Source organism: Corynebacterium sp. Marseille-P3884, assembly GCF_017942225.1.
Classification (GTDB): domain Bacteria; phylum Actinomycetota; class Actinomycetes; order Mycobacteriales; family Mycobacteriaceae; genus Corynebacterium.
Genome location: NZ_JAGKSD010000018.1, coordinates 18,812 through 38,542, shown reverse-complemented (window position 1 = coordinate 38,542; position 19,731 = coordinate 18,812). Strand labels below are relative to the sequence as shown.

20 protein-coding genes, 6 tRNA genes and 1 other RNA gene are annotated in these 19,731 nt (G+C 62.8%); 10 read left to right on the top strand and 17 right to left on the bottom strand.

Features of this window, described 5'->3' with window-relative positions; all coding sequences use genetic code 11:
- Positions 1-45: 45 nt before the first annotated feature.
- Positions 46-142, bottom strand: an RNA gene (gene ffs, locus J5Y21_RS10220) — signal recognition particle sRNA small type.
- A gap of 157 nt (positions 143-299) precedes the next feature.
- Between ffs and J5Y21_RS10215 the strand changes: the two genes are divergently transcribed.
- Positions 300-385 (top strand) — tRNA-Ser (locus J5Y21_RS10215).
- 290 nt (positions 386-675) lie between these two features.
- Here the strand turns inward: J5Y21_RS10215 and gluQRS are convergent.
- Positions 676-1,593, bottom strand: coding sequence for a tRNA glutamyl-Q(34) synthetase GluQRS (gene gluQRS, locus J5Y21_RS10210; protein WP_210575278.1), 918 nt, complete (start codon positions 1,591-1,593; stop codon positions 676-678).
- A gap of 7 nt (positions 1,594-1,600) precedes the next feature.
- Here gluQRS and J5Y21_RS10205 point away from each other — a divergent pair, with 7 nt between their 5' ends.
- Positions 1,601-2,287, top strand: a complete 687-nt coding sequence (locus tag J5Y21_RS10205) for a queuosine precursor transporter (protein WP_210575275.1) — start codon at positions 1,601-1,603, stop codon at positions 2,285-2,287.
- Here the strand turns inward: J5Y21_RS10205 and J5Y21_RS10200 are convergent.
- The 8 genes from J5Y21_RS10200 to J5Y21_RS10165 form a co-directional block, all read right to left on the bottom strand.
- Positions 2,284-2,703, bottom strand: coding sequence for a type II toxin-antitoxin system VapC family toxin (locus tag J5Y21_RS10200; RefSeq protein WP_210575265.1), 420 nt, complete (start codon positions 2,701-2,703; stop codon positions 2,284-2,286). The two genes, J5Y21_RS10205 and J5Y21_RS10200, sit on opposite strands and share 4 nt — an antisense overlap.
- The gene (locus J5Y21_RS10195) at positions 2,700-2,939 is read right to left on the bottom strand and encodes a type II toxin-antitoxin system Phd/YefM family antitoxin (RefSeq protein ID WP_210575263.1); all 240 of its coding nucleotides are present in this window, start codon (positions 2,937-2,939) and stop codon (positions 2,700-2,702) included. The genes J5Y21_RS10200 and J5Y21_RS10195 overlap by 4 nt, the downstream gene beginning before the upstream one ends.
- A gap of 41 nt (positions 2,940-2,980) precedes the next feature.
- Complete coding sequence (gene tgt / locus J5Y21_RS10190) at positions 2,981-4,246, bottom strand: tRNA guanosine(34) transglycosylase Tgt (RefSeq protein ID WP_210575261.1); 1,266 nt, start codon at positions 4,244-4,246, stop codon at positions 2,981-2,983.
- Positions 4,243-6,672, bottom strand: coding sequence for an MMPL family transporter (locus J5Y21_RS10185; protein WP_210575259.1), 2,430 nt, complete (start codon positions 6,670-6,672; stop codon positions 4,243-4,245). Before J5Y21_RS10185 ends, tgt begins: the two co-directional genes overlap by 4 nt.
- A 96-nt stretch (positions 6,673-6,768) precedes the next feature.
- A tRNA-Ser gene (locus J5Y21_RS10180) sits at positions 6,769-6,856 on the bottom strand.
- Positions 6,857-6,922: 66 nt separating this feature from the next.
- Complete coding sequence (locus J5Y21_RS10175; RefSeq protein WP_210575257.1) at positions 6,923-7,135, bottom strand: CsbD family protein; 213 nt, start codon at positions 7,133-7,135, stop codon at positions 6,923-6,925.
- Between the two features lie 105 nt (positions 7,136-7,240).
- Positions 7,241-7,702, bottom strand: coding sequence for a nucleoside deaminase (locus tag J5Y21_RS10170; protein WP_246875158.1), 462 nt, complete (start codon positions 7,700-7,702; stop codon positions 7,241-7,243).
- A gap of 7 nt (positions 7,703-7,709) precedes the next feature.
- The gene (locus J5Y21_RS10165; protein WP_210575248.1) at positions 7,710-8,234 is read right to left on the bottom strand and encodes a tRNA adenosine deaminase-associated protein; all 525 of its coding nucleotides are present in this window, start codon (positions 8,232-8,234) and stop codon (positions 7,710-7,712) included.
- A gap of 57 nt (positions 8,235-8,291) precedes the next feature.
- Between J5Y21_RS10165 and J5Y21_RS10160 the strand changes: the two genes are divergently transcribed.
- A complete protein-coding gene (locus J5Y21_RS10160; RefSeq protein WP_210575326.1) occupies positions 8,292-9,350 on the top strand; it encodes a prephenate dehydrogenase in 1,059 nt (352 codons plus the stop codon).
- Between the two features lie 72 nt (positions 9,351-9,422).
- Here J5Y21_RS10160 and J5Y21_RS10155 read toward each other — a convergent pair.
- The 4 genes from J5Y21_RS10155 to J5Y21_RS10140 all read right to left on the bottom strand — a co-directional run bounded on the left by J5Y21_RS10155 (position 9,423) and on the right by J5Y21_RS10140 (position 11,212).
- Positions 9,423-9,495: transfer RNA gene (locus tag J5Y21_RS10155), tRNA-Arg, on the bottom strand.
- A 69-nt stretch (positions 9,496-9,564) separates the two neighbouring features.
- The gene (mgtE, locus tag J5Y21_RS10150) at positions 9,565-10,926 is read right to left on the bottom strand and encodes a magnesium transporter (protein WP_210575246.1); all 1,362 of its coding nucleotides are present in this window, start codon (positions 10,924-10,926) and stop codon (positions 9,565-9,567) included.
- Positions 10,927-11,045: 119 nt separating this feature from the next.
- Positions 11,046-11,121: transfer RNA gene (locus J5Y21_RS10145), tRNA-Arg, on the bottom strand.
- Between the two features lies 1 nt (position 11,122).
- Positions 11,123-11,212 (bottom strand) — tRNA-Ser (locus J5Y21_RS10140).
- A 79-nt stretch (positions 11,213-11,291) separates the two neighbouring features.
- On the opposite strand from J5Y21_RS10140, the gene hisC reads away from it, so the two are divergent.
- The 4 genes from hisC to J5Y21_RS10120 all read left to right on the top strand — a co-directional run bounded on the left by hisC (position 11,292) and on the right by J5Y21_RS10120 (position 14,320).
- Positions 11,292-12,323, top strand: coding sequence for a histidinol-phosphate transaminase (gene hisC, locus J5Y21_RS10135; protein WP_210575237.1), 1,032 nt, complete (start codon positions 11,292-11,294; stop codon positions 12,321-12,323).
- Positions 12,324-12,356: 33 nt separating this feature from the next.
- Positions 12,357-12,785 carry a hypothetical protein gene (locus J5Y21_RS10130; RefSeq protein ID WP_210575235.1) on the top strand — a complete coding sequence of 143 codons (429 nt, stop codon included), beginning with the start codon at positions 12,357-12,359 and terminating at the stop codon, positions 12,783-12,785.
- A gap of 27 nt (positions 12,786-12,812) precedes the next feature.
- Positions 12,813-13,196, top strand: a complete 384-nt coding sequence (locus tag J5Y21_RS10125; protein WP_210575233.1) for a phage holin family protein — start codon at positions 12,813-12,815, stop codon at positions 13,194-13,196.
- Positions 13,197-13,420: 224 nt separating this feature from the next.
- Positions 13,421-14,320, top strand: a complete 900-nt coding sequence (locus tag J5Y21_RS10120; RefSeq protein WP_210575231.1) for a GDSL-type esterase/lipase family protein — start codon at positions 13,421-13,423, stop codon at positions 14,318-14,320.
- 9 nt (positions 14,321-14,329) lie between these two features.
- Here J5Y21_RS10120 and J5Y21_RS10115 read toward each other — a convergent pair.
- Together J5Y21_RS10115 and J5Y21_RS10110 are read right to left on the bottom strand one after the other, a co-directional pair.
- Positions 14,330-14,414 (bottom strand) — tRNA-Ser (locus J5Y21_RS10115).
- Between the two features lie 78 nt (positions 14,415-14,492).
- Positions 14,493-15,743 (bottom strand): aminotransferase class V-fold PLP-dependent enzyme, encoded by a 1,251-nt coding sequence (locus J5Y21_RS10110; RefSeq protein ID WP_210575229.1) that lies wholly within the window; start codon positions 15,741-15,743, stop codon positions 14,493-14,495.
- A gap of 155 nt (positions 15,744-15,898) precedes the next feature.
- Between J5Y21_RS10110 and J5Y21_RS10105 the strand changes: the two genes are divergently transcribed.
- Both J5Y21_RS10105 and J5Y21_RS10100 read left to right on the top strand, forming a co-directional pair.
- The gene (locus tag J5Y21_RS10105; RefSeq protein ID WP_210575324.1) at positions 15,899-16,747 is read left to right on the top strand and encodes an ABC transporter permease; all 849 of its coding nucleotides are present in this window, start codon (positions 15,899-15,901) and stop codon (positions 16,745-16,747) included.
- A 15-nt stretch (positions 16,748-16,762) separates the two neighbouring features.
- Positions 16,763-17,566, top strand: coding sequence for an ABC transporter ATP-binding protein (locus J5Y21_RS10100; RefSeq protein WP_210575228.1), 804 nt, complete (start codon positions 16,763-16,765; stop codon positions 17,564-17,566).
- Positions 17,567-17,712: 146 nt separating this feature from the next.
- On the opposite strand, the gene J5Y21_RS10095 is transcribed toward J5Y21_RS10100, so the two are convergent.
- Positions 17,713-18,699, bottom strand: a complete 987-nt coding sequence (locus J5Y21_RS10095; protein ID WP_210575226.1) for a hypothetical protein — start codon at positions 18,697-18,699, stop codon at positions 17,713-17,715.
- Between the two features lie 76 nt (positions 18,700-18,775).
- On the opposite strand from J5Y21_RS10095, the gene J5Y21_RS10090 reads away from it, so the two are divergent.
- Entirely contained in the window at positions 18,776-19,726 is a 951-nt protein-coding gene (locus J5Y21_RS10090) for a glycosyltransferase family 2 protein (RefSeq protein WP_210575224.1), read from the top strand.
- The last annotated feature ends 5 nt before the right edge of the window (positions 19,727-19,731 follow it).

The window sequence follows — 19,731 nt, the reverse complement described above, 5'->3', positions numbered from 1 at the left end:
GATTACATGCGCCCCGCTGGCGCGGCCCCCACCGCATCCGCGCGAAATAAAGGGACCCCACGCACCTGCCAGAGCTCGCTGACCCTTGCTGCGTTCCCGCCCTGGGGGAGTTCACAAGATAAACACCGCGTGAGATCCTGGGGGAAAGTCTAGTAGCTTGCGGCAACCAGTTCAAAAAAGCACGCATTCCGCCTATCGACGCCCCGCCCCACCACCAATTTTGTCCCCACCCCAGTATCCGCTAAAGTAGTGGCTCGACGCGCTGCGCAGGCCATGCTTGCAAGGCGGGAAACGTCGCTGGAGGATTCGACTAGCGGCCTATGTCACACGCCTGGAACGCGTGCGGGTTTCACGACCCTCGTGGGTTCAAATCCCACATCCTCCGCAATGTCCCCCAGCCCACACATAAGGGCTGGGGGAATTTTGGTCTTTCCCCGGCGCTTGATTCCCCCTCCCGATTGCTCGGCCCACGCGACTTCAGCCTGGCACGCCGGTGAGCGCCGGTGAATCTGTTTACATTTCACGCCGACTGCTTGACAGCCCCAACTTTTTAACCAGCAGGTTTAAGTCCACCCATTATTTTCAATGTAAACAGATTCACCCGCCCCACCGCGGAGGGCCTAAAGGCATCACAATCAGGTGAGGACCATGTGCGGTCAAGGGATTTCATTGACGTCATGTCCACAAAAATGGCTCGCAGGAAAGCATTTCCGGCGTGAATTTCTGCATCAACTCATCCGCGCTGGTGGCGCCCGCGACACCGACTGAGGCGGAGAGCTGCTCGACAATTTCTGCGATAGTTCGGTGAGCCAACATGTCCCGCAAAGTGACCGCGCCGTCGCGCTTCGCCAAACGGTTTCCTTGGGCATTTATCACGAGCGGAACATGAACGTAGGTCGGCTGGGGCAGGCCGAGTTGGTCGGCGAGGTACGCCTGCGCGGGCGCTGATTCCAGAAGATCATCTCCACGGACGATCTGGTCGACATTCTGGAACCCGTCATCGACCACCACGGCGAGGTTGTAGGCCCAATCCCCCGCTTGTGCCTGGTTCAGGTTGCCGCCGCGCTTGAGAATCACGTCGTCGACGGGGCCGGTGAATTCGCCTTTGTAGTAATCGGACACAGTCCACTCACGGGCATGGGCACGCAGGCGGATCGCGGGGAGGCGGCCGTGGTCGGCGAGCTGGGATCGTCGATAAGCGCGCTGCTCTTCCGTGAGGTCGCGGCACGTGCTCGGGTACATGCCCGGCTGCGCGTGGGGCGCGGAAGCCGCCTCCCGGATATCGCGGCGGGAGCAATAACATTCATACGTGTCGAGCGTGGCCAGCGCCGACGCGTACGCATCGCCGCGCTCGTGCTGGTAGACGACCGGCTCATCCCACTCGACGCCCAGCGCCGCGAGATCCTCGAGCTGGCGGCGGGCCGATTCCATGCTGGAACGCTCCGAATCAATGTCCTCCACGCGCATGTAGAACTTGCGGCCCGACTGACGCGCAAACAACCACGCGAGCACCGCCGTGCGTAAATTGCCGAAGTGGAGATCCCCACTCGGGCTCGGTGCATAACGGCCGGCTGAAGGTTGTGAGTGAGACATATGTGCAATGATATTGCGCATGTCGAATCCCATTTCCCACACGCACCCCATCGCGCGCTCGCCGTACCCGTACCTGCTCGCGGTGTTCTGCGCGGTCTTCCTCATCTCCAATATCACCGCACAGAAAGGCGTCGAACTCGGGCCACTGGTCACCGACGGCGCGTTCTTCCTCTTCCCCATCTCGTACGTCATCGGTGACGTGATCGCTGAGGTCTACGGATTCAAAGCCGCCCGCCGTGCTGTGTTCACCGGTTTCGGTGTCGCCGTGCTCGCGGTGCTGTCCTTCTATATTGCGATCTGGCTGCCCGCCGCCAGCTTCTACGACATGCAGGACACCTTCGCCGCCGTGCTGGGTCTGCTGCCGCGCATCATGCTGGCATCGCTCACCGGCTACGTCGTGGGCCAGCTGCTCAACGCGTGGGTGCTGCAGAAAATTAAGGACCGCTTCGGCACCGACCATTTGTGGGCACGCCTGATCGGCTCGACAATCGTGGGTGAATTCGCTGACACCCTGCTGTTCTGCTCCATCGCCGCCGGCGTGATCGGCATCGACTCCGTCGGCGCGTTCGTGAACTACGTCATCGTCGGCTTCCTGTGGAAGACCCTCATGGAGGTCGTCCTGCTGCCGGTCACCTACCCGACCATCGCCGCCGTGCGCCGCGCCGAGGAGCGCGCGAGCGCGGTGACGGCTTAATCCGACCAGGGGTTGATGCACGGTACCCGGAATGGGATGAAGTCACGCTCATTCCGGGTCACAACAGCAAGACCATGTAGCTGCGCTGTTGCCGCGATGAAAGAATCCGCCAGAGGGCGAGGATCATCCACGTGCAGGCGAGCCGCATGCGCAGCAACCGCAGCATCAAACGGTAGTACCCGCCCTTCGAATGACGGCTTCACCTGATCTTCGATCCACGCCCGCAGCTTCGCGCCTTGCACTGGATCGCGGCGTTCCTTCAGCGACACCCCCAGCTCAAGCTCGAAGATGGTGACGGCCGAGAGAAATTGCTCGACAAGCGGGTGTTTTGACGACCAGGCCAACACTCCGGGATTGACTTTTGAGGCGGGCTTTCGAAGCTCGCTGACCACGTTGGTGTCCAGCAGGAAACTCATAGCCCCGGATCCCTCAGACCGAAATCCATGCGGGCCGGTTCAAATTCGATGTCCTCGTCCATGTGGAGGCGACTCGCCCAATTAGATGTGTTCGCCACGAGCTCCTCGTAACGCTCCGCCGACAACAGCACATGCGATGCGCGGCCGCGGTCAGTGATCACCACTGGTCCATCAAGAGCAGCGCGCTTAGCGGCGCTGACATCACGGTTGAATTCCCGGGCACTCAGCGTTGTCATCCCACACCTCCTGTAGGTACATACCTACATCCTAGGATATTTCACCGCCCCGCGTAATAGCGGCCGAGGAACTCGTCGCGGTAAGCCTCGTAGTCGCCAGCGTCGATCGCGGCGCGGATATTGTCCACCAGGCGCACCATGAACTCGAGGTTGTGCAGGGTGCACAGGGTGCCGGCGAGGAATTCCTTCGCGCGCAGCAGGTGGTGGATATAGGCGCGGGAGTAGTTCTCGGAAACGTAGCCGCCGAATTCCTCGTCCACACCGGTGAAGTCGCGGCGGAAGCGTGCGGCCATGAGGTTCATACGGCCGTCCAGGGTGTACACGCCGCCGCGGCGACCGAGGCGGGTCGGGGCGACGCAGTCGAAGGTGTCGGCACCGGCTTCGATGGCGGTGAATAGGTCGTCGGGCTCGGAAATACCCAGCAGGTGCCGGGGCTTGTCCTCCGGCAGCTCGTCGGTGACCCAGCCGACGATGGTGCCCAGGTTCTCTTTCTCCAGGGCACCGCCGATGCCGTAGCCGCCGAAACCGCGACGCCCCTCGGCGCGGGCTTCCTCGTCCAGGGCGATCAGGCCGTGGGTGGCTTGGCGACGCAGGTCCTCGTACTGGGCGCCCTGCACCACTCCCCAAAGAGACTGTAGAGGCTTGTCGTGGCGGGTTTGGGTGAGGCGTTCGTGCTCGAGCAGGCAGCGTCGTGCCCACTGGCGGGTGCGCTCGACGGAATGCTCCTGGTAGGCGCGGGTGTCCACGAGCGTGGTCAGTTCGTCGAAGGCGAACATGATGTCGGCACCGAGCTGGTGCTGGATCTGCATGGACACCTCCGGTGTGAAGCGGTGGGAGGAGCCGTCGATGAAGGACTTGAAGTCGACACCGTCGTCGTCGACACGCGCCATCCGGTCCTTGTTGGCGGCGCGGATGTCCTCGTCGGTGAGCCCGGCGACGTCCATGGCCAGGACCTTCTTGAACCCGACGCCCAGGCTCATGACCTGGAATCCGCCGGAGTCGGTGTAGGTGGGGCCGTGCCAGTTCTCGAAGGCGGCCACTCCCCCGGCCTCGTCCACGATGTCGGGGCCGGGCTGAAGATAGAGGTGGTAGGCATTCGACAGGATGGCCTGCGCGCCCGTCTGGCGGATCTGCTCCGGGGTCAGGGTTTTCACGGTCGCCTTGGTGGCCACCGGGATGAATGCGGGCGTCTGGATCGGACCGTGCGGAGTATGGATCACGCCGGTACGGCCATGGCGGCCCGGGGCCTCCTCGAGGCGGCTGCCTACCTCGAAGCTGAGATCGGCCTTATGAGGGGTGTCGGTCATGCGTTGACGTGCTCCTTTTCAAACTGGCGCTCAAATTCGCGCTCTAGTTCCTCGCCTTCGATGTCGAGGTTGGGCAAGATGCGGTCGAGCCATTTCGGCATCCACCAGGTGGTGGTGCCCAGGATGAACATGGTGGCGGGGACGAGGGCCATGCGGACGAAGAAGGCGTCGAAAAGCACGGCCGCGCCGAGCGCGAAACCGAAAATCTTGATGAACGGCAGCGGCTGATCGATGAACGCGACGAAGACGGCGATCATGATGATGGCGGCGGCAGTGACCACGCGCGCGCCGCGGACGAAGCCTTCGACGGTGGATTCTTCGACAGCGTCGAGGACGGCTTCCGGATCGTCGCTGGGGCGGCGCAGGCGCGTGTACTGCTCGCGCATGCGGGTGACCAGGAAGACCTGGTAATCCATGGCCAGACCGAAGGTGACGCCGATCAGCAGGATCGGCAGGAAGGACAGGATCGGCCCCGGGGTGTTCACTAGACCCGTGAACCCTTCCTGGAAAACCAGCACCGTCGCACCGAAGGCCGCGCCGACGGACAGCAGGAAGCCGAGGCCCGCGACAAGCGGCACGAGGATCGAGCGGAAGACGATGATGAGCAGCAGGATCGCCAAGCCCACCACGATTCCGAGGTAGAGGGGCATCGCGCCGGCGAGTTCCTCAGTGATGTCCATCTGCACGGCGGTAAAGCCAGTCAGGCCCACATCGGTACCGGTGGCGTCTTCGATCTCGGCGTCCATTTCCCGCAGGGCGTGCGCGGTGTCGACGGTGAACTGGTCGTCGGGCCCCGTCACCGGCGTGGCCAGGATCTGCGCAGCGGTCATGTCGTCGTTGACGCCGACGAGCTGCGCGTGACGCACACCGGTCACGGTGCCAGCGCGTTCCATCGCGTACATGAAGGAGGACAGCGCAGCTTTTTGCTTATCGACGTCCCCTGCGCCCTCCACCGCCTCATCCGGGATCGACTTCATGTACGGGGCGAGTGCCTGCGACTCCGGATTGACGTCGTGGGCATCGACGACGAGCAGGAATGGTGCATTGACACCTGCACCGAAGCCTTCGGCCATGAGGTCGGCGGACTTGCGCTGGGTGGTGTCGGTATCACCGTTGGAGTCCGAAGGCAGGGACATTTCCATCTGCAGCACCGGCAGCGAGCACACGCCGAGCAGGACGACAACGACGGCCATGACCAGCGCCGGGACTCGGCGCACGGTGTTCACCCAGGCGCGGCCGAGCGAGCGGGAATCCAAGTCTTTCGCAAGACGGTCGCCGGGACCGGGGTTGCCAGCCACACCGGGGATCTTTCCGCCGAAGATTTTATCGCCGAGCAGGCCCATCAGGGCTGGCAGCAACGTGATCGCGACCAGCACTGCGATGGCCACGGTGGCCGCGGCCGACAAACCCATCCAGGAGAGGAACTCGATGCGCGCCAGCACCAGCGCGACCAGGGCGGTGAACACCGTCATGCCAGCGAAAAGCACAGATGAGCCAGCCGTGCCGACAGCCAGACCGGCCGCTTCCGGGCCGGGGAGGCGCTCACGCTCCTGCTTGTAGCGGGAGAGGATGAACAACGCGTAGTCGATACCCACGGCCAGGCCGATCATCACGGCCATGACCGGGGTGACCTCGTTGAGCTCCGTGAACCGCGTGGCCATGAGAATGAGGAAGGTGCCCAAGCCCACGCCGACCACGGCGGTGATCACCGGCATGCCCGCGGCAACGAGTGAACCGAAGGTGACCAGCATGACCACGAAAGCCACGCCGATGCCGATGATCTCACTGGTCGTCTTGATCTCGATGGGATCGCCGAAGCCCGGCCCACCGGCCTCGACCTGCAGGCCCTTCGAACGGCCGAGGTCGAGCGCCTCGTTGACCACGGCGCGCTCCTCATCTGTGACCTGCATAGAGGTCTCCGCGCCGAATTCGAAGGTGGTGTAGCCGATTCGCGCGTCTTCGGACAAGAGGCGGACATTATCGGCATCGGCCTTGGCACGTTCTTCAGGCAGACCCATGTCCGTCATCTGGGAGATGATCTGCTCTGTCTGCGCGTTAGACACGGTGACGGGATTGCCGAAGCGGTCTTTGCCGCCCATCTCCGGCAGGTTGTCCTCTATATAGGCCACGGTCTCGTCGATCGCAGCCATATTCGCCGGGTCGTCGAGGCGTTGCCCGTCCGGTGCCTTGAAGACCAAGTTCACCGAGGGCGCTTGGACAGGGTCGCTGATTCCGGGGAAATTCTCGCCGAGCGATTCGAGAGCGTCGATCGCCGGGGTGCCCGTGATCTGGAAGTCCGACGACAGCGGCTTCGACAGGGTCGCGGCGCCCGCAGCGCCAGCAGCGAAGAGCAGCAACCACGCCACGATGACCTTCCACTTATTGAGGAAGGACCATTTGCCTAGCCGGTAGAGGAACTTCGCCACTGGGATCCCTTTCCTAGAAACAAAAAATTCGTGGTGTGGAGATGAAAAACGGCGATATTTCGCCGAATTCTACCCACACCACGAACTTCTTGAAAATGGCGGTAGCGGCGGGATTTGAACCCGCGGAGGTTTTACCCTCACTCGCTTTCGAGGCGAGTACCTTCGGCCGCTCGGACACGCTACCGCAGAACAGAGTAGCGGTAGCGTCGCCGGTGAACCAAATTCCTAGGCACTCGGCTCAAGCGACGGTTTAGTTCTCGTCGCGGGAATCCTGGATCTTGCCAGCGACCTCGTTGGCCTTGTCCTTGATCTTGTCGCCAGCCTCGTTCAGCTTGTCCTTGACGCCGCCGGTGAGCTGGTCAGCCTTGCCCTCGTTCTTCAGAGCGTCGTTGTCGGTGACGTTGCCCAGAGCTTCCTTAGCGTCGCCCTTGACCTGGTCCAGCTTGCCGTTGAGATCAGCCATGATCTTTCTCCTTCTAAGTTGATTTCGCTTACTCGGCCCATGCTAGAGAAATCAAGGTGACGGTTGGGTAACGATTCCATGTCAATCCACGGCGCGAACTACTGATCAGCGCAAACGGTCGAAAAACCCAGTCATCAGCGCAGCGGTTTCAGCCTCGAGGACGCCACCGCGCACCTCGACGGTGTGGAGGTGGGGCGGGTCGCGGAGGACGTCGATAAGCGATCCCACGGCTCCCGTCTTGGGCTCGTACGCGCCGAAGACCACGCTTTTCATGCGCGCGCCGAGGATCGCGCCCGCGCACATCGTGCACGGTTCAAGCGTGACCACGAGCTCGCAACCGTCGAGCCGCCAGGTGCCCAGGGCGCGCGCGGCTGCTCGCGTGGCGACGACCTCCGCGTGCCCGACCGGATCCTGATCTGTCTCGCGGCGGTTCGTCCCGGTGGCGATTTCGGTGCCGTCCGGCCCATAAATCACCGCGCCGACCGGTATGTCCGCTGCTGGTGTGGTGCGGGCGACCTCGATGGCGCGGCGCATCCGTTGTTCGGCGCGTTGCTCCAGCTGGCTCATGACGGGGCTAATTCAGCGCCCGGTCGAGCTCGTCGATGAAGCCGAGCTCGTCAGCGATTCGGTCGATGATGTCGGAGGGGTCGTCATCGGAGTCGTCGATAAGCACGCTCATGAGCTCCTCGCTGAAACCGATATCCTCGAGAATCTTGAAGTCGCCGTCGGCCCAGCCGTCGATATTGTCCAGCTCATCCGGGTCGATGTCCGGGATCTCAATGCCCGCGGTGTCGAGCACTTCGGCCGCGAAATCATCGTCGACCGCCATTGTCGCGTCCGAGATGAGCACGCGCGTGCGCGACGGGCCGGGACGCACGATGACGAGGTACGCCTCTTCGACATTGAGGAGCGCGAACGCCGCACCTTCGCTGCGGAGACCGCGCACCGCGTTGATGGACGTATCTAGATTCTCGAAATCGTCGTCGAATTCCGCGACGACCCACTCCCCGTCGCGCCTGGCCACAGTGACCGCGTAGCCGTCCTCGAAGGCGCTGTCGTACCCGTCGCCTGAGCCAGCTTCCGCATGTCCGTCGTTCATGCCTAGTCAGACTACTCGCGTTGTGGAAAGCTTGTCAGCGTGAACGAGCAACACGGTATGTCAGGCAACCAGGGGTCCAACGCACGCGTCGGAGGGCGGCGTACCCTGCCCACGACCTGCATTATCGGGCTGGGGCTCATCGGCGGATCAATCATGCGCGACTTAGATGCCGCAGGGGTGCCGGTCTACGGCTACACGCACTCCCGCTCCGGCATGCGCGACGCCGCGCGCGAAGGCTTCGACGTCTCCGACGACCTGTCCCGCGTGCTCTCCCGTGCGTCCTCCGACCACGCGCTCATCGTTATCGCCGTGCCCATGCACGCGGTGGAGGACGTCCTCGATTCGATCGCGATGTACGCGCCAAATTGCGGCATCACCGACGTGGTCAGTGTGAAAAAGCCTGTCGACGAGCTGGTGCGCGCCCGCGGCATGCGCGAACGTTACGTCGGCGGCCACCCGATGTCCGGCACCGAGGACTCCGGTTGGGGCGCCTCCCGCGCCGGCCTGTTCACCCGCGCCGCCTGGGCGATCACCTACGACTACGCCAAGGAATGCGAAGATGCCGGACGTCGTGTCCCCGCGGACTGGGTGGACATCTTCGGCCAGGTCTGCGAGCTCGCACGCGTGTGCAGCGCTGAAGCAGTCCCCGTGTCGGTGGAGAAGCATGACGAGGCAGTCGCCCGCGTCTCCCATCTGCCGCACGTGCTGGCTGAAGCACTCGCCGTCGTCGGCGACCGCGGCGGCACCCTCGCCCAGTCCCTGGCTGCCGGCTCGTTCCGCGGCGCAACCCGTGTTGCTGGCACCGAGCCCGAACTGGTGCGCGCGATGTGCGAGACCAACGCCGATGCCGTGGTGAAGACCTTGGACGAGATCATCCCGCTGCTGCAGGATGCCCGCTCTTCGCTGGCCGCGCCCGAGCCCGACTTGGAGCAGCTCGTCGGCGCCGGCTACCGCGCCGTCACCCGCATGGGTGCGCGCAAGGGCGCCCGCGCCGAGTCGGTCTCGCCGATCAAGATCTCCTCCCGCCCCGTCATGCGCATCCAGCTCGGCGCGCACGGCTGGGTCAAAGCCCTCCGTCAGACCGAGTCGCTCGGCGGGCGCATCGACGTGTTCTAAACGAGGGTGCACGGAAAGCAGAAAAGCCCGCGATCTGGCGTAGCTGCCAGGTCACGGGCTTTATGTGAAGCGTGCGCCCGGAGGGATTCGAACCCCCAACCTTCTGATCCGTAGTCAGATGCTCTATCCGTTGAGCTACGGGCGCGTGTTTTGCAACGAGATGTAACGGTACACCACGGTGAACAGCAGGCAAAATCCGCTGGTCACCGGAGCGTTATAAGCCGAGAATGGACGTCGCGACGAGGAAGTAGATGATCAAGCCCGTCGCATCGCAGAAGGTGGAGATGAAGGGGTTAGAAAACACTGCCGGATCCGCGCCGACTGTCTTTGCCACGATCGGCATAGCGCCACCCACCGTTGCCGACATGGTGCAGATGGACAACAGGGTCAGGCCGATCACCATGCCCATGTCCAGCCCGTAGACCAAGGTAGCCAGGGTAAAGCCCAATGTGCCGAGGACAGCGCCGAGCATCAAGCCCACTCGGACTTCACGCCACATGACTTTGAGGACGTCGGATTTCTTGACGTCGCCAAGCGCCAATGCCCTCGTCACTGTCGTCGCCGCCTGGTTGCCCGTGTTGCCGCCTGTGCCTGTGAGCAACGGAATGAACAAGGAGAGCACCACGGCCTGCTCCATCTTCTCCTCGAAGACGTCGAGGACCTGGACGGTGAGAATCGCGGAGACCGCGAGCACGAGAAGCCACACGATGCGCGACTTCACTAGGTTGGTCAGCGGGGTGGACAGATACGGCTGTTTGAGGGCCTCAGAACCACCCTGACGCGCGCTGTCCTCGGAGTCCTCGCTCTCCACGACATGCTGTGCCTCGTCGAAGGTGAAGATGCCCACCAGGCGGTTGCCGGAATCCACCACAGGCAGTGCAAGCAGCGCCAACGGAAGGAACCAGCGGGCAGTCTCCTCCGCATTCGCGGTGGCGACCACGGACGGCGATTCCTCCAGCAATTCCGCTATCTGCGTATCACCGTCAGCGAGGAAGAGCCGGCGCATCTTCACGATGCCGGTCAGCTGCCGGTCCCGGTCGATCACCGGCAGGGTGTACAGAGTCTCCAGGTCCTCGTGCTGTTGGCGCAGCAGCTCACGCACCTCGTGCGCCGTCATCGACCCGTAGATCTCTGGGATCTCCGGGGACATCACGCGGCCGACAGTGCCCTTCTCGTATCCCAGGACCGCGTCAGTATTCTCTTTGTCCTTTTCGCCCAGCTCTTTGAGGAGGCGCTCGGCGACGGACCCGGGGAGCTCGTCGAGAAGCATGACGCGGTCTTCCGCGCCCATGTCCTCAAAGAACTCGCCGACGCTGTCACTGCCCAGCGCGTGCACCATATCCGCCTGGTGTCGCGGATCGAGCGCATCGAATACGGCACCCGCGCGCTCCGGCGGTAGAAGGCGGAAGAGTACGGCACCGCGCTTGATCGGCGAATGCTCGATGAGCCGGATGATCTCACTCAATGTCGCCTCTGCGAGCAGACCCGAAATCTCTTCGGCTCGGTCACCGCGCAACCGCGTTTCCACGAGCTTTTCTAGCTCGCGCAAAGCATCACGCTCCTGCGTCGTGGCCATGGCGTCCTCTTTTCTTCACCGCGGGCGTTATCCGCCCACCGAATCTACTTCACCGCGCAGGAACACTCACCGCAAGACGCAAAAACCGGCCAGAGAAGCCTCTGACCGGCAAAAATAAGTGGTGCGCCCGGAGGGATTCGAACCCCCAACCTTCTGATCCGTAGTCAGATGCTCTATCCGTTGAGCTACGGGCGCATGGCGGAGATGACAGGATTTGAACCTGCGGACCTCGTGAAAGGTCAACTCCTTAGCAGGGAGCCCCAATCGGCCACTCTGGCACATCTCCATAGCCTTGTTACACACTACCCACAACGGTGCAGCCGGACCAAAAAATTTGGGTGCGCGTGGGAATAGACTCTTAAAGCATGATTCGCCGTGACCTCGCCGACATTCCGTCCTACGTCCCGGGCAAGAGCGACCCGGACGCGCTCAAGCTGTCCTCGAATGAGGCCCCGCAGGGACCGTTGCCGTCAGCGGTCGACGCGATGGTCGCCGCGGCGCGCGGAGCGAACAGGTACCCGGACATGGGTGCGGTGTCATTGCGCCGTGCGCTCGCCCGCCACCTGGGTGTCGAGCCGGAGAATGTCACGGTCGGCTGCGGTTCGTCCGCGCTGTGCCAGCAGCTCGTGCAAGCGACGTCGACACCGGAAAACAACGTGATCTTCCCGTGGCGCAGCTTCGAGGCGTACCCGATCTTTTGCCAGGTCGTGGGCACACAGGCACGCCCGGTCCCGCTGCTTTCCAACGGCAAGCACGACCTCGAGCGCATGCTTTCGCTTATCGACGATTCCACCTCCCTGGTCTTCCTCTGCTCCCCCAACAATCCGAGTGGCCAGGTGATCACCCGCTCCGAGTTCGCCGCGTTCATGGACCGCGTGCCTGAGCATGTGACCTTGGCGCTGGATGAGGCGTATGTGGAGTACAACCGAGATCCAGACGCAGTCGAGGGCACTAGCGTATTCCGCGACTATCCGAACCTGGTCTGCTTGCGCACCTTCTCCAAGGCCTACGGCCTGGCTGGCACCCGCGTCGGCTACGCATTCGGCGCCCCTGACCTGATCGAGGCGCTGGACAAGATGGGGGTTCCTTTCCAGGTCAGCGCTATCGCGCAAGCCGGCGCGATCGCGTCACTGCAGCATTCCGAGGAGCTCCTCGCCCGCGTCGAGGACACCATCGAGGCACGCGACGAGGTCGCCGACGGCATTGGCGCCCTGCGTTCCCAGGCCAATTTCGTGTGGCTGCCGGATGTGGACTCCGCTGCTCTCGCCCGCCAGTTGGCAACCCGTGGAATCCTTGTCCGCGCCTTCCCCGAGGGCCTGCGCGTCACGGTGACGAACCGTGATGAAGCTGAAGAATTCCTCTCGGCATGGAAAGCGATTCATTCAACAACGAAATGATGCCGAAATATAGAAATCACTAGGATTGCGGGCATGAAGCTGAATTACTCTCTCAACACTGGTTTCGCCGCGGGTGACGGCGCTACGCCGACCCTGGACAACATCTCCTCATGGATCGCATGGGCTCCGGTTCCATCCGCAGACTTCACCGCGGACACCACGCTCGGCACTACTTTTTATCTGACTCCGCGAGCAATCCCGCAGCTCACCGAGGACACTCTCCTGCTCGGTGTCCCGGTCGGCGAAGCGGGCATCGACATCGACACCGCACTCGATCCGCAGCAGCTTTCCTACGCCAGCGACGCGAGCGCGACCGTCGAGACGCGTCGCCCGATCGGCCTCGACGCGGTGCGTGTGGTTGCGGCAAAGAGCGGCCCCGCGCGTCGAAAAGCACAAAACGCGCTTATCGACGTCCCCGGCGACCGCCAATTCCACATCATCCACGAGCTTTTTGAGCATTAGTCAACCCAGCAATTAGGAGAATCAATCATGCGTTTCCTCATCGATGTCGTCATGACCGCGGTCGCCCTGTGGCTGGTCACCCTGATCGTGCCCGGCGTTGAGGTCATGGGGGGCGTCGGCGCGTTCATTTGGGTCGCGCTGGTGTTCATGTTCGTCAATGCCTTCATCTCCCCAGTTGTGAACCTGATCAGCATCCCGCTGAAGATCGTCACCTTGGGCCTGTTCTCCCTGCTGGTGAACACCCTGCTGTTCTCCATCGTCGGTTGGATCTCCGACGGGCTCGGCAGCGGCCTGCAGCTCAGCGGCTTCTGGGCGGCATTCTTCGGCGCGATCGTCATGGCGATCGCGAGCTGGATCGTCGAGGCAGTATTCAAGGCCACCGGCCTGTCCCGCGACAAGTCCAAGAACTAAAACTCGGCCCCCAAGCACTTCCTCCGTCATCCCGTTTCCTTCGTGGAAGCGGGATTTTTTCTGCCTCGCTGCGCTCAGTAATGTGGCTGACTCCAAGTTTATTGAGCGCAAGCTGTCAGTTTCTCCGCGAATCAGTTAGCATAGTGTGACGCATGTGTCGGATGTGACTATTGATTCGACCAGTTGCGTTCTCCCGCCTCCCCCAAATGAAGAAACGAGTTTCCATGTCTGCCTCCCGTACCCGCCGCGCACCCCGACGCTTGGGCCTGACCCGCCTCCTTACCACGGCTGCGCTGGCAGCGGCAGGCATCGGCGCCGTCGGCGCTGGCGTTCCCGAAGCGAATTCCGCGCCGAACGGCAACATCGTCACCTTCGGTGATTCCTACACCTCTAACCCCGACGAGCTCCGCAACACCTTGAAGAAGGTTCCGATTCCCGACGTCCACCACTTCGTGTGGGGCACCTACCCCAGCCGCCTCGGCTGCCTGCAAGCCCCCAATAACTGGCCCCGCCAGCTCGGTTCGATCGCCCGCGCACCCATCTCGGACTATTCCTGCACCGCGGAGTCCTCGCACGTCATCCCCGGCAAGATCGACAAGGCCATCGCCGCCGGAGACATTCACCGCGGCACCCGCGCAATCGTCATCGCCGTCGGCATCAACGACTTCGGCCCCTACGGCATCCAGCGCGGCGCGCAGCCGTTCAACGCCGCCAAGATGCGCAGCGACTACATCAACAACATCCGCCGAGGCGTCTCCAAGGCACGCGCTGCCGCACCGAACGCCAAGATTCTCCTCAGTGGCTCTCTGTCCGTCACCGAACCGGACCGCCTCAACAGCCTGTGCTTCATCAACGTGGTGCCCGATGCACCGCTCGGCGTGCCGATGCCCACCCTGCACCAGATCGAGCACACCAACCGCGGCCACCAGCGCGCAGCAGCCGCCGCCTCCGGCGCAACCTACGTGGAAATGATGCACCCGTCGCGCCACCACAGCACCTGCGCACGGGACTCCCAGCGCTGGGTCGCCGGCGTCATCGACCCCCACGCACAGCACAATATGGGCCTGCACCCGACGCCGGCTGGCTCGCGGTTCATGGCGGAGGAGATTTCCCGCCACCTGTAGTTGTACCTGCGGAGACGGGGGGATTTGAACCCCCGGAGGTGTGACCCTCGCTGGTTTTCAAGACCAGTGCATTCGGCCGCTCTGCCACGTCTCCTTCGTCGCAAAGCAATTGCGACTCACCCACTTTACAACACGGCACGGCGGGCTCTGCCAACGGCGGAATGCCTGCCTTCTATGCCAGTGACGCCACGACGCGGATCAGCTGCTCCACGTCGGCCTCTGTGTTGAACGGGCCCAGGCCGACGGTGACTGCGCCTCCCATTTCTTCGATGCCCATCTCGGTGAGCAGGGGTGTCGCCTGATCCGGCGTGGTCAGCGTGGTGACGATGCCGTTGTCGAAGAGCCGCTCGTACACCGTCGCCGCGGGCACGCCCCGGACACCGAAGGAAAGGCGCGGGGTGCGGTCGGTGCTTGCCTCGGAGGCGGCTTCGCCCGTCACACCGAGAATGTGGACGGCGGGCAGGGTGCCCAGGAACGTGTACAAATCATCGCGCAGCCCGTCCAAGTAGGCGGTCATCTGCCCCATCGACCGCGTCAAGCGCGCCCGGCGCGTGGCGCGCCCTCCCTGAGCAGGCACGAGGTCCGCCAGGTGGTCGACGAGCGCGGTCGCACCGCCGGCGAGACCCGGCGAAACATCGAGCTGCAGCTTCTCCGCGCCCGTGACACGCTCATCACCGCTGAGCGATTCCATCCGCTTGAACATCGCGGTATCGCGCACCACGAGCGCAGCCATGTGCGGCCCGCCCAACGCACCGAGATCGATGCCGACGACATCGGCACCCCACTCATCGAAATCGATCCCGTGGTACGGCACATAAGAAGAGGCGTCTACGACAACCCAGGCGCGAGAGCGTTCCCGCACCTGATCGACAATCGCGGAAACAGGAGCCACCGTTCCCAGCGTCGCATGGGCGGCGGGGAGGGAGACGAGGCGAGTTGAGCCGTCGATAAGCTCTGCGTATTGCCACGCAGGAAGCTCGCCCGTACCCAAATCCGCGTGAGCCGTGCGGACCTTGGCCGGCGCGCGGCGCACAGCCGCGGTAATCTCCGGCCTGTCGAGCGGACTGGTCACCAGCGACGAACCATGCCGGAATAACGGCTTCATCCCCGTCACCAACGACGCATAGAGCACAGGCAAACTCGGGCCCAGCACCACACGCTCCGCCGACGCCCCCACGAGATCCGCGACCGCATGGCGTGCCGACGCCACGAACATCTCCCCCTCCGGACGCCCCAACGCCTGACGCGAATGCGACCCGGCATTGACCTCCGGGGCCGCCACCGCCGTGGCCATCCTGAACGACCGCGACACCGCCGCCGACACACGCTCCGGCACCTGCGGGCAATCATGCGCATTCAAATATGTCCAACCATCCGAAAGCGAGGTATAAAGCCCGCGCACGCTGGCCACATCGTACGCCACGCCGACGCTCCCTTCCCGGACGAAATCACAGTGTGTGGCTATTGAACACCACCCACGCCACAAGCAACAAGTATGCCTGCACAACTTGGCCCGTGCAGGGCACTAGGGTGGGACAAGTGCAGGACAACGAACAGCTGCTTGCCGACGTCTCCCGCATGACCTCGGCGGCCCACGACCACACCCCACCGTCCACGTCCACCACCCTGGGCGCTGCCGCCTCCGACCTCGCACGCGGCTGGGGCCAACACGAGCTCTGGCTCCAACTCGGCTGGCAGGACATCAAACAGCGCTACCGCCGATCGACACTCGGACCACTGTGGATCACCATCGCCACCGGTGTCATGTCCTTGGCGCTCGGTCTTCTGTACTCCATGCTGTTCCAGATTTCCGTGCGCGAATTCCTCCCGCACGTCACCGTCGGCTTCATCGTCTGGGGGTTCATCTCCGGCTGCATCAAGGACGGCGCGAACGTCTTCATCGAGAACGAAGGCTTGATCAAACAGCTCCCTTCGGCTCTATCCGTGCACGTCTACCGCCTGGTGTGGCGCCAACTGCTGTTCTTCGCCCACAACATGGTGATCTGGCTGATCCTCGTGCTGGTGTTCCGCATTCCGTTGGGCTGGAACGTGTTCCTGTTCATCCCGGCCCTGGCCCTCATGGTCATCAACGGCGTGTGGGTGACCATGCTCTTCGGCATCATCGCCACCCGCTTCCGCGACGTCGCTCCCCTGCTCGAAGCTCTGGTCCAGCTGCTGTTCTACGTCACCCCGATCGTCTGGACCGCCAAGACCCTGCGCGAACAGGGCGGCGAGGTCGCCCAGCGCGCACGCATCGTCGAGCTCAACCCGCTCTACCACTACCTCGAAGTCGTCCGCGCCCCGCTCATCGGCGAACCCGTGGCCGCCTCCCACTGGGGCATCGTGCTGGCCGGCACCGTCATCGGTTTGTTCCTCGCCATGATCGCCATGCGCCAATGGCGCTTCCGCGTCCCGTACTGGGTGTAGATCAAGGAGTTCACCATGGTTTCCATTGACACCTACAACGCCTGCGTCGACTTCCCCATCTTCGACGCCAAGTCCCGCTCCCTGAAGAAAGCGGTCATGTCGTCGGCCGGCGGCGCCATCGGGAAGAACGACTCCAATACCGTCGTTGTCGAGGCGCTCAAAGACATCAACCTGCACCTGCGCGAAGGCGACCGCGTGGGACTGGTCGGCCACAACGGCGCAGGTAAATCCACGCTGCTTCGGTTGCTCAGCGGTATTTATGAACCCACCCGCGGCGTCGCCGATGTCCGCGGCCGGGTAGCACCGGTGTTCGACCTCGGCGTCGGCATGGACCCGGAGATCTCCGGCTACGAAAACATCATCATCCGCGGACTCTTCCTCGGCCAGACCCGCAAGCAGATGAAAGACAAGATGGACGAGATCGCTGAATTCTCCGAACTCGGCGACTACCTCTCCATGCCCCTGCGCACCTACTCCACGGGCATGCGCGTGCGCCTCGCCCTCGGTGTCGTGACATCCATTGAGCCTGAGATTCTTCTTCTCGACGAAGGCATCGGCGCCGTCGACGCCGCCTTCATGGCCAAAGCCCGCGTCCGCCTCGCCGAACTGGTCAAGCGTTCGGGCATCCTGGTGTTTGCTAGCCACTCGAATGACTTTTTGGCCCAGCTCTGCAACACCGCCCTCTGGGTGGACAAGGGCGAGATCAAGCAAGCCGGTCTCGTCGACGAAGTCGTCGAAGACTACGAAGGCCCCGAAGCCGGAGACTACGTCCGCGACCTTCTCACCCGCTTCGACGAGGAGGACGATGAAGAGGTCTAACGGTAGACAAACGCAGCTGGTGGACCTCCCAGTCTGTGAACGGAATGCGTCCTTGAAAAAATCGACATCCCCCGCAAGCCAACGATTCCTGGCAACGCCATGACCTGCGTTTTTATTAGACGCCGGATTTTGGCGTGTCGATTTTTTCAAGAGCGCCTGCGGATCAACTCATCAAGGGCCTTGCCCACCGCCCCTAGTGTTTCCTTGCTCACCCTTAACACTGTCCATCCAAAAATCGCGGCTCGCATGTTGATCCGCGAATCCCGATTCCGACGTTGTCTACTCAAATGATCCTCACCGTCGTACATGATCCCGATCTTCAACTCAGGTAAAGCGAGGTCAAAAACCGTCAAGATCTTCCCGTCATCAATGAGCGCCACCTGCTCTTTCAATTCCAAGCGATGAGCTTGGCAGACGGCAGAGCACAGCAAGCGCATCTCCGTTTCTTTCGGTGAATCAGAACCATCACTGGACAGCCGGAGGACTTTCCGCAGCCACCTCTGAGCTAGGCGCTGCTTACCGGCCTGTTCAATCTGGAGGGGATCGAGGTCGAACCTGCGACGGCAGGCGTCGACAAGCTGAATCGCGCGAACAGTGCCCGGATCGACCCCAGCGATTGAGTGAGCTTCCCATGCATTGATGCCTTGACGAAGATGCTTCAGCGCCTCGGTCAAGGCATCGTACGGGGTAGATATCCGGATTTTGTGGCCCTGATATCTCACGACCCATAGTTCGCGGTCCGAAGCCCGAAAGACCGTTGGCGCATACACAGAACCAAATTCCGTTTTGGCAACTGGGCCGTATAGCGCGGTATCGCAGGAATCAACGAAATACCGGAGGCCGTAGATCGCCAAAGCGCTCATTCCCCCTACCGAATGATCTGGGCGTTCTAGTGCCATTGCCACTGCACGAGCAGCCGCTGGCACCCGATAAACAATCTTGCGCGGATGAAACAGCGAGGTTTTACCTGCGAGTTCTAAAGGGAGTAACACCGGGTCAGTAGTGAAGTATTGTCGTGAGACTGGGGTTCCAACACCATCGGCCCGCAGGAAGGTATGGACCAGTCCTGTGACATCCATGTTGTTGCGCAGGGCGACGGTCTTGCGAATAGGTGTGGGTTTCTTCGAGTTCATACACGGTTAGACTTCCCCGAACTGCACGGTGGTTCCGTGTCTGGTGTGAGCCGTGCCGCGTGGCAGAATGGGGCGCATGAATTCCCCCGCTGGAAGCTCCCGCGACAACGCCGAAGCCAACGCCGATGCAACGCTGAATCCGCAGGGCACGACGGCTGCGGTGATCGTGACGCATAAGCGGGTGGAGCTGCTGCGGCACTCTTTGGAGCAGGTCGTGAACCAGACGCACCCGGTGAACTGGGTGGTCGTGGTCGACAACGGCTGCGAATCTGAAGTCCAGGACCTGGTCAATGAAATGGCAGGCGAGAAAGCCGTTTACCTGCCGTCGCGGACAAACCTCGGCGGCGCGGGCGGTTTCGCGTACGGCTTCCTGCACGCACTGGCGTTGGGGGCGGACGCGATCTGGTGCGCGGACGACGACGGCCGTCCGGCGGACGCGAACGTCCTAGAGACCTTGTACGCAGTCGCTCAACGGGAGCAGCTCGCAGAGGTCTCACCGGTGGTGTGCAATATCGACGACCCGAACCGCCTCGCTTTTCCGCTAAGACAAGGCCTGACGTGGCACCGCCGCCGCGATGAGCTGGAGGGGGATTTCCTGCCCCAGTACGCGAGCTTGTTCAACGGCGCGCTGATCAGTGCGAAAGCGATGGAACGGATCGGAGTGCCGGATTACCGCCTGTTCATCCGCGGCGACGAGGTGGAGTACCACCGTCGGCTGGCGCAGTCGGGCTTGAAGTACGGAACGGCGCTGACCACGGCGTATCTGCATCCGGACGGGTCGGCGGAATTCCACCCGATCATGGGCGGACGCGCACACGCGCAGTGGCCGGACAACGACACGAAGCGCTATTTCACCTACCGCAACCGCGGGTACATCATCAATCAGCGCGGAATGCAGAAAATGAAGCTGCAGGAGCTGGTGCGTTTCGGGTGGTTCTTCCTCGTTCAGCGCCGCAGCCCGCAGGAATTCAGGGAGTGGCTGAAGCTATTGCGCATGGGCGCGCAGGAAGACTTCCAGCGCCCCTAAACCGC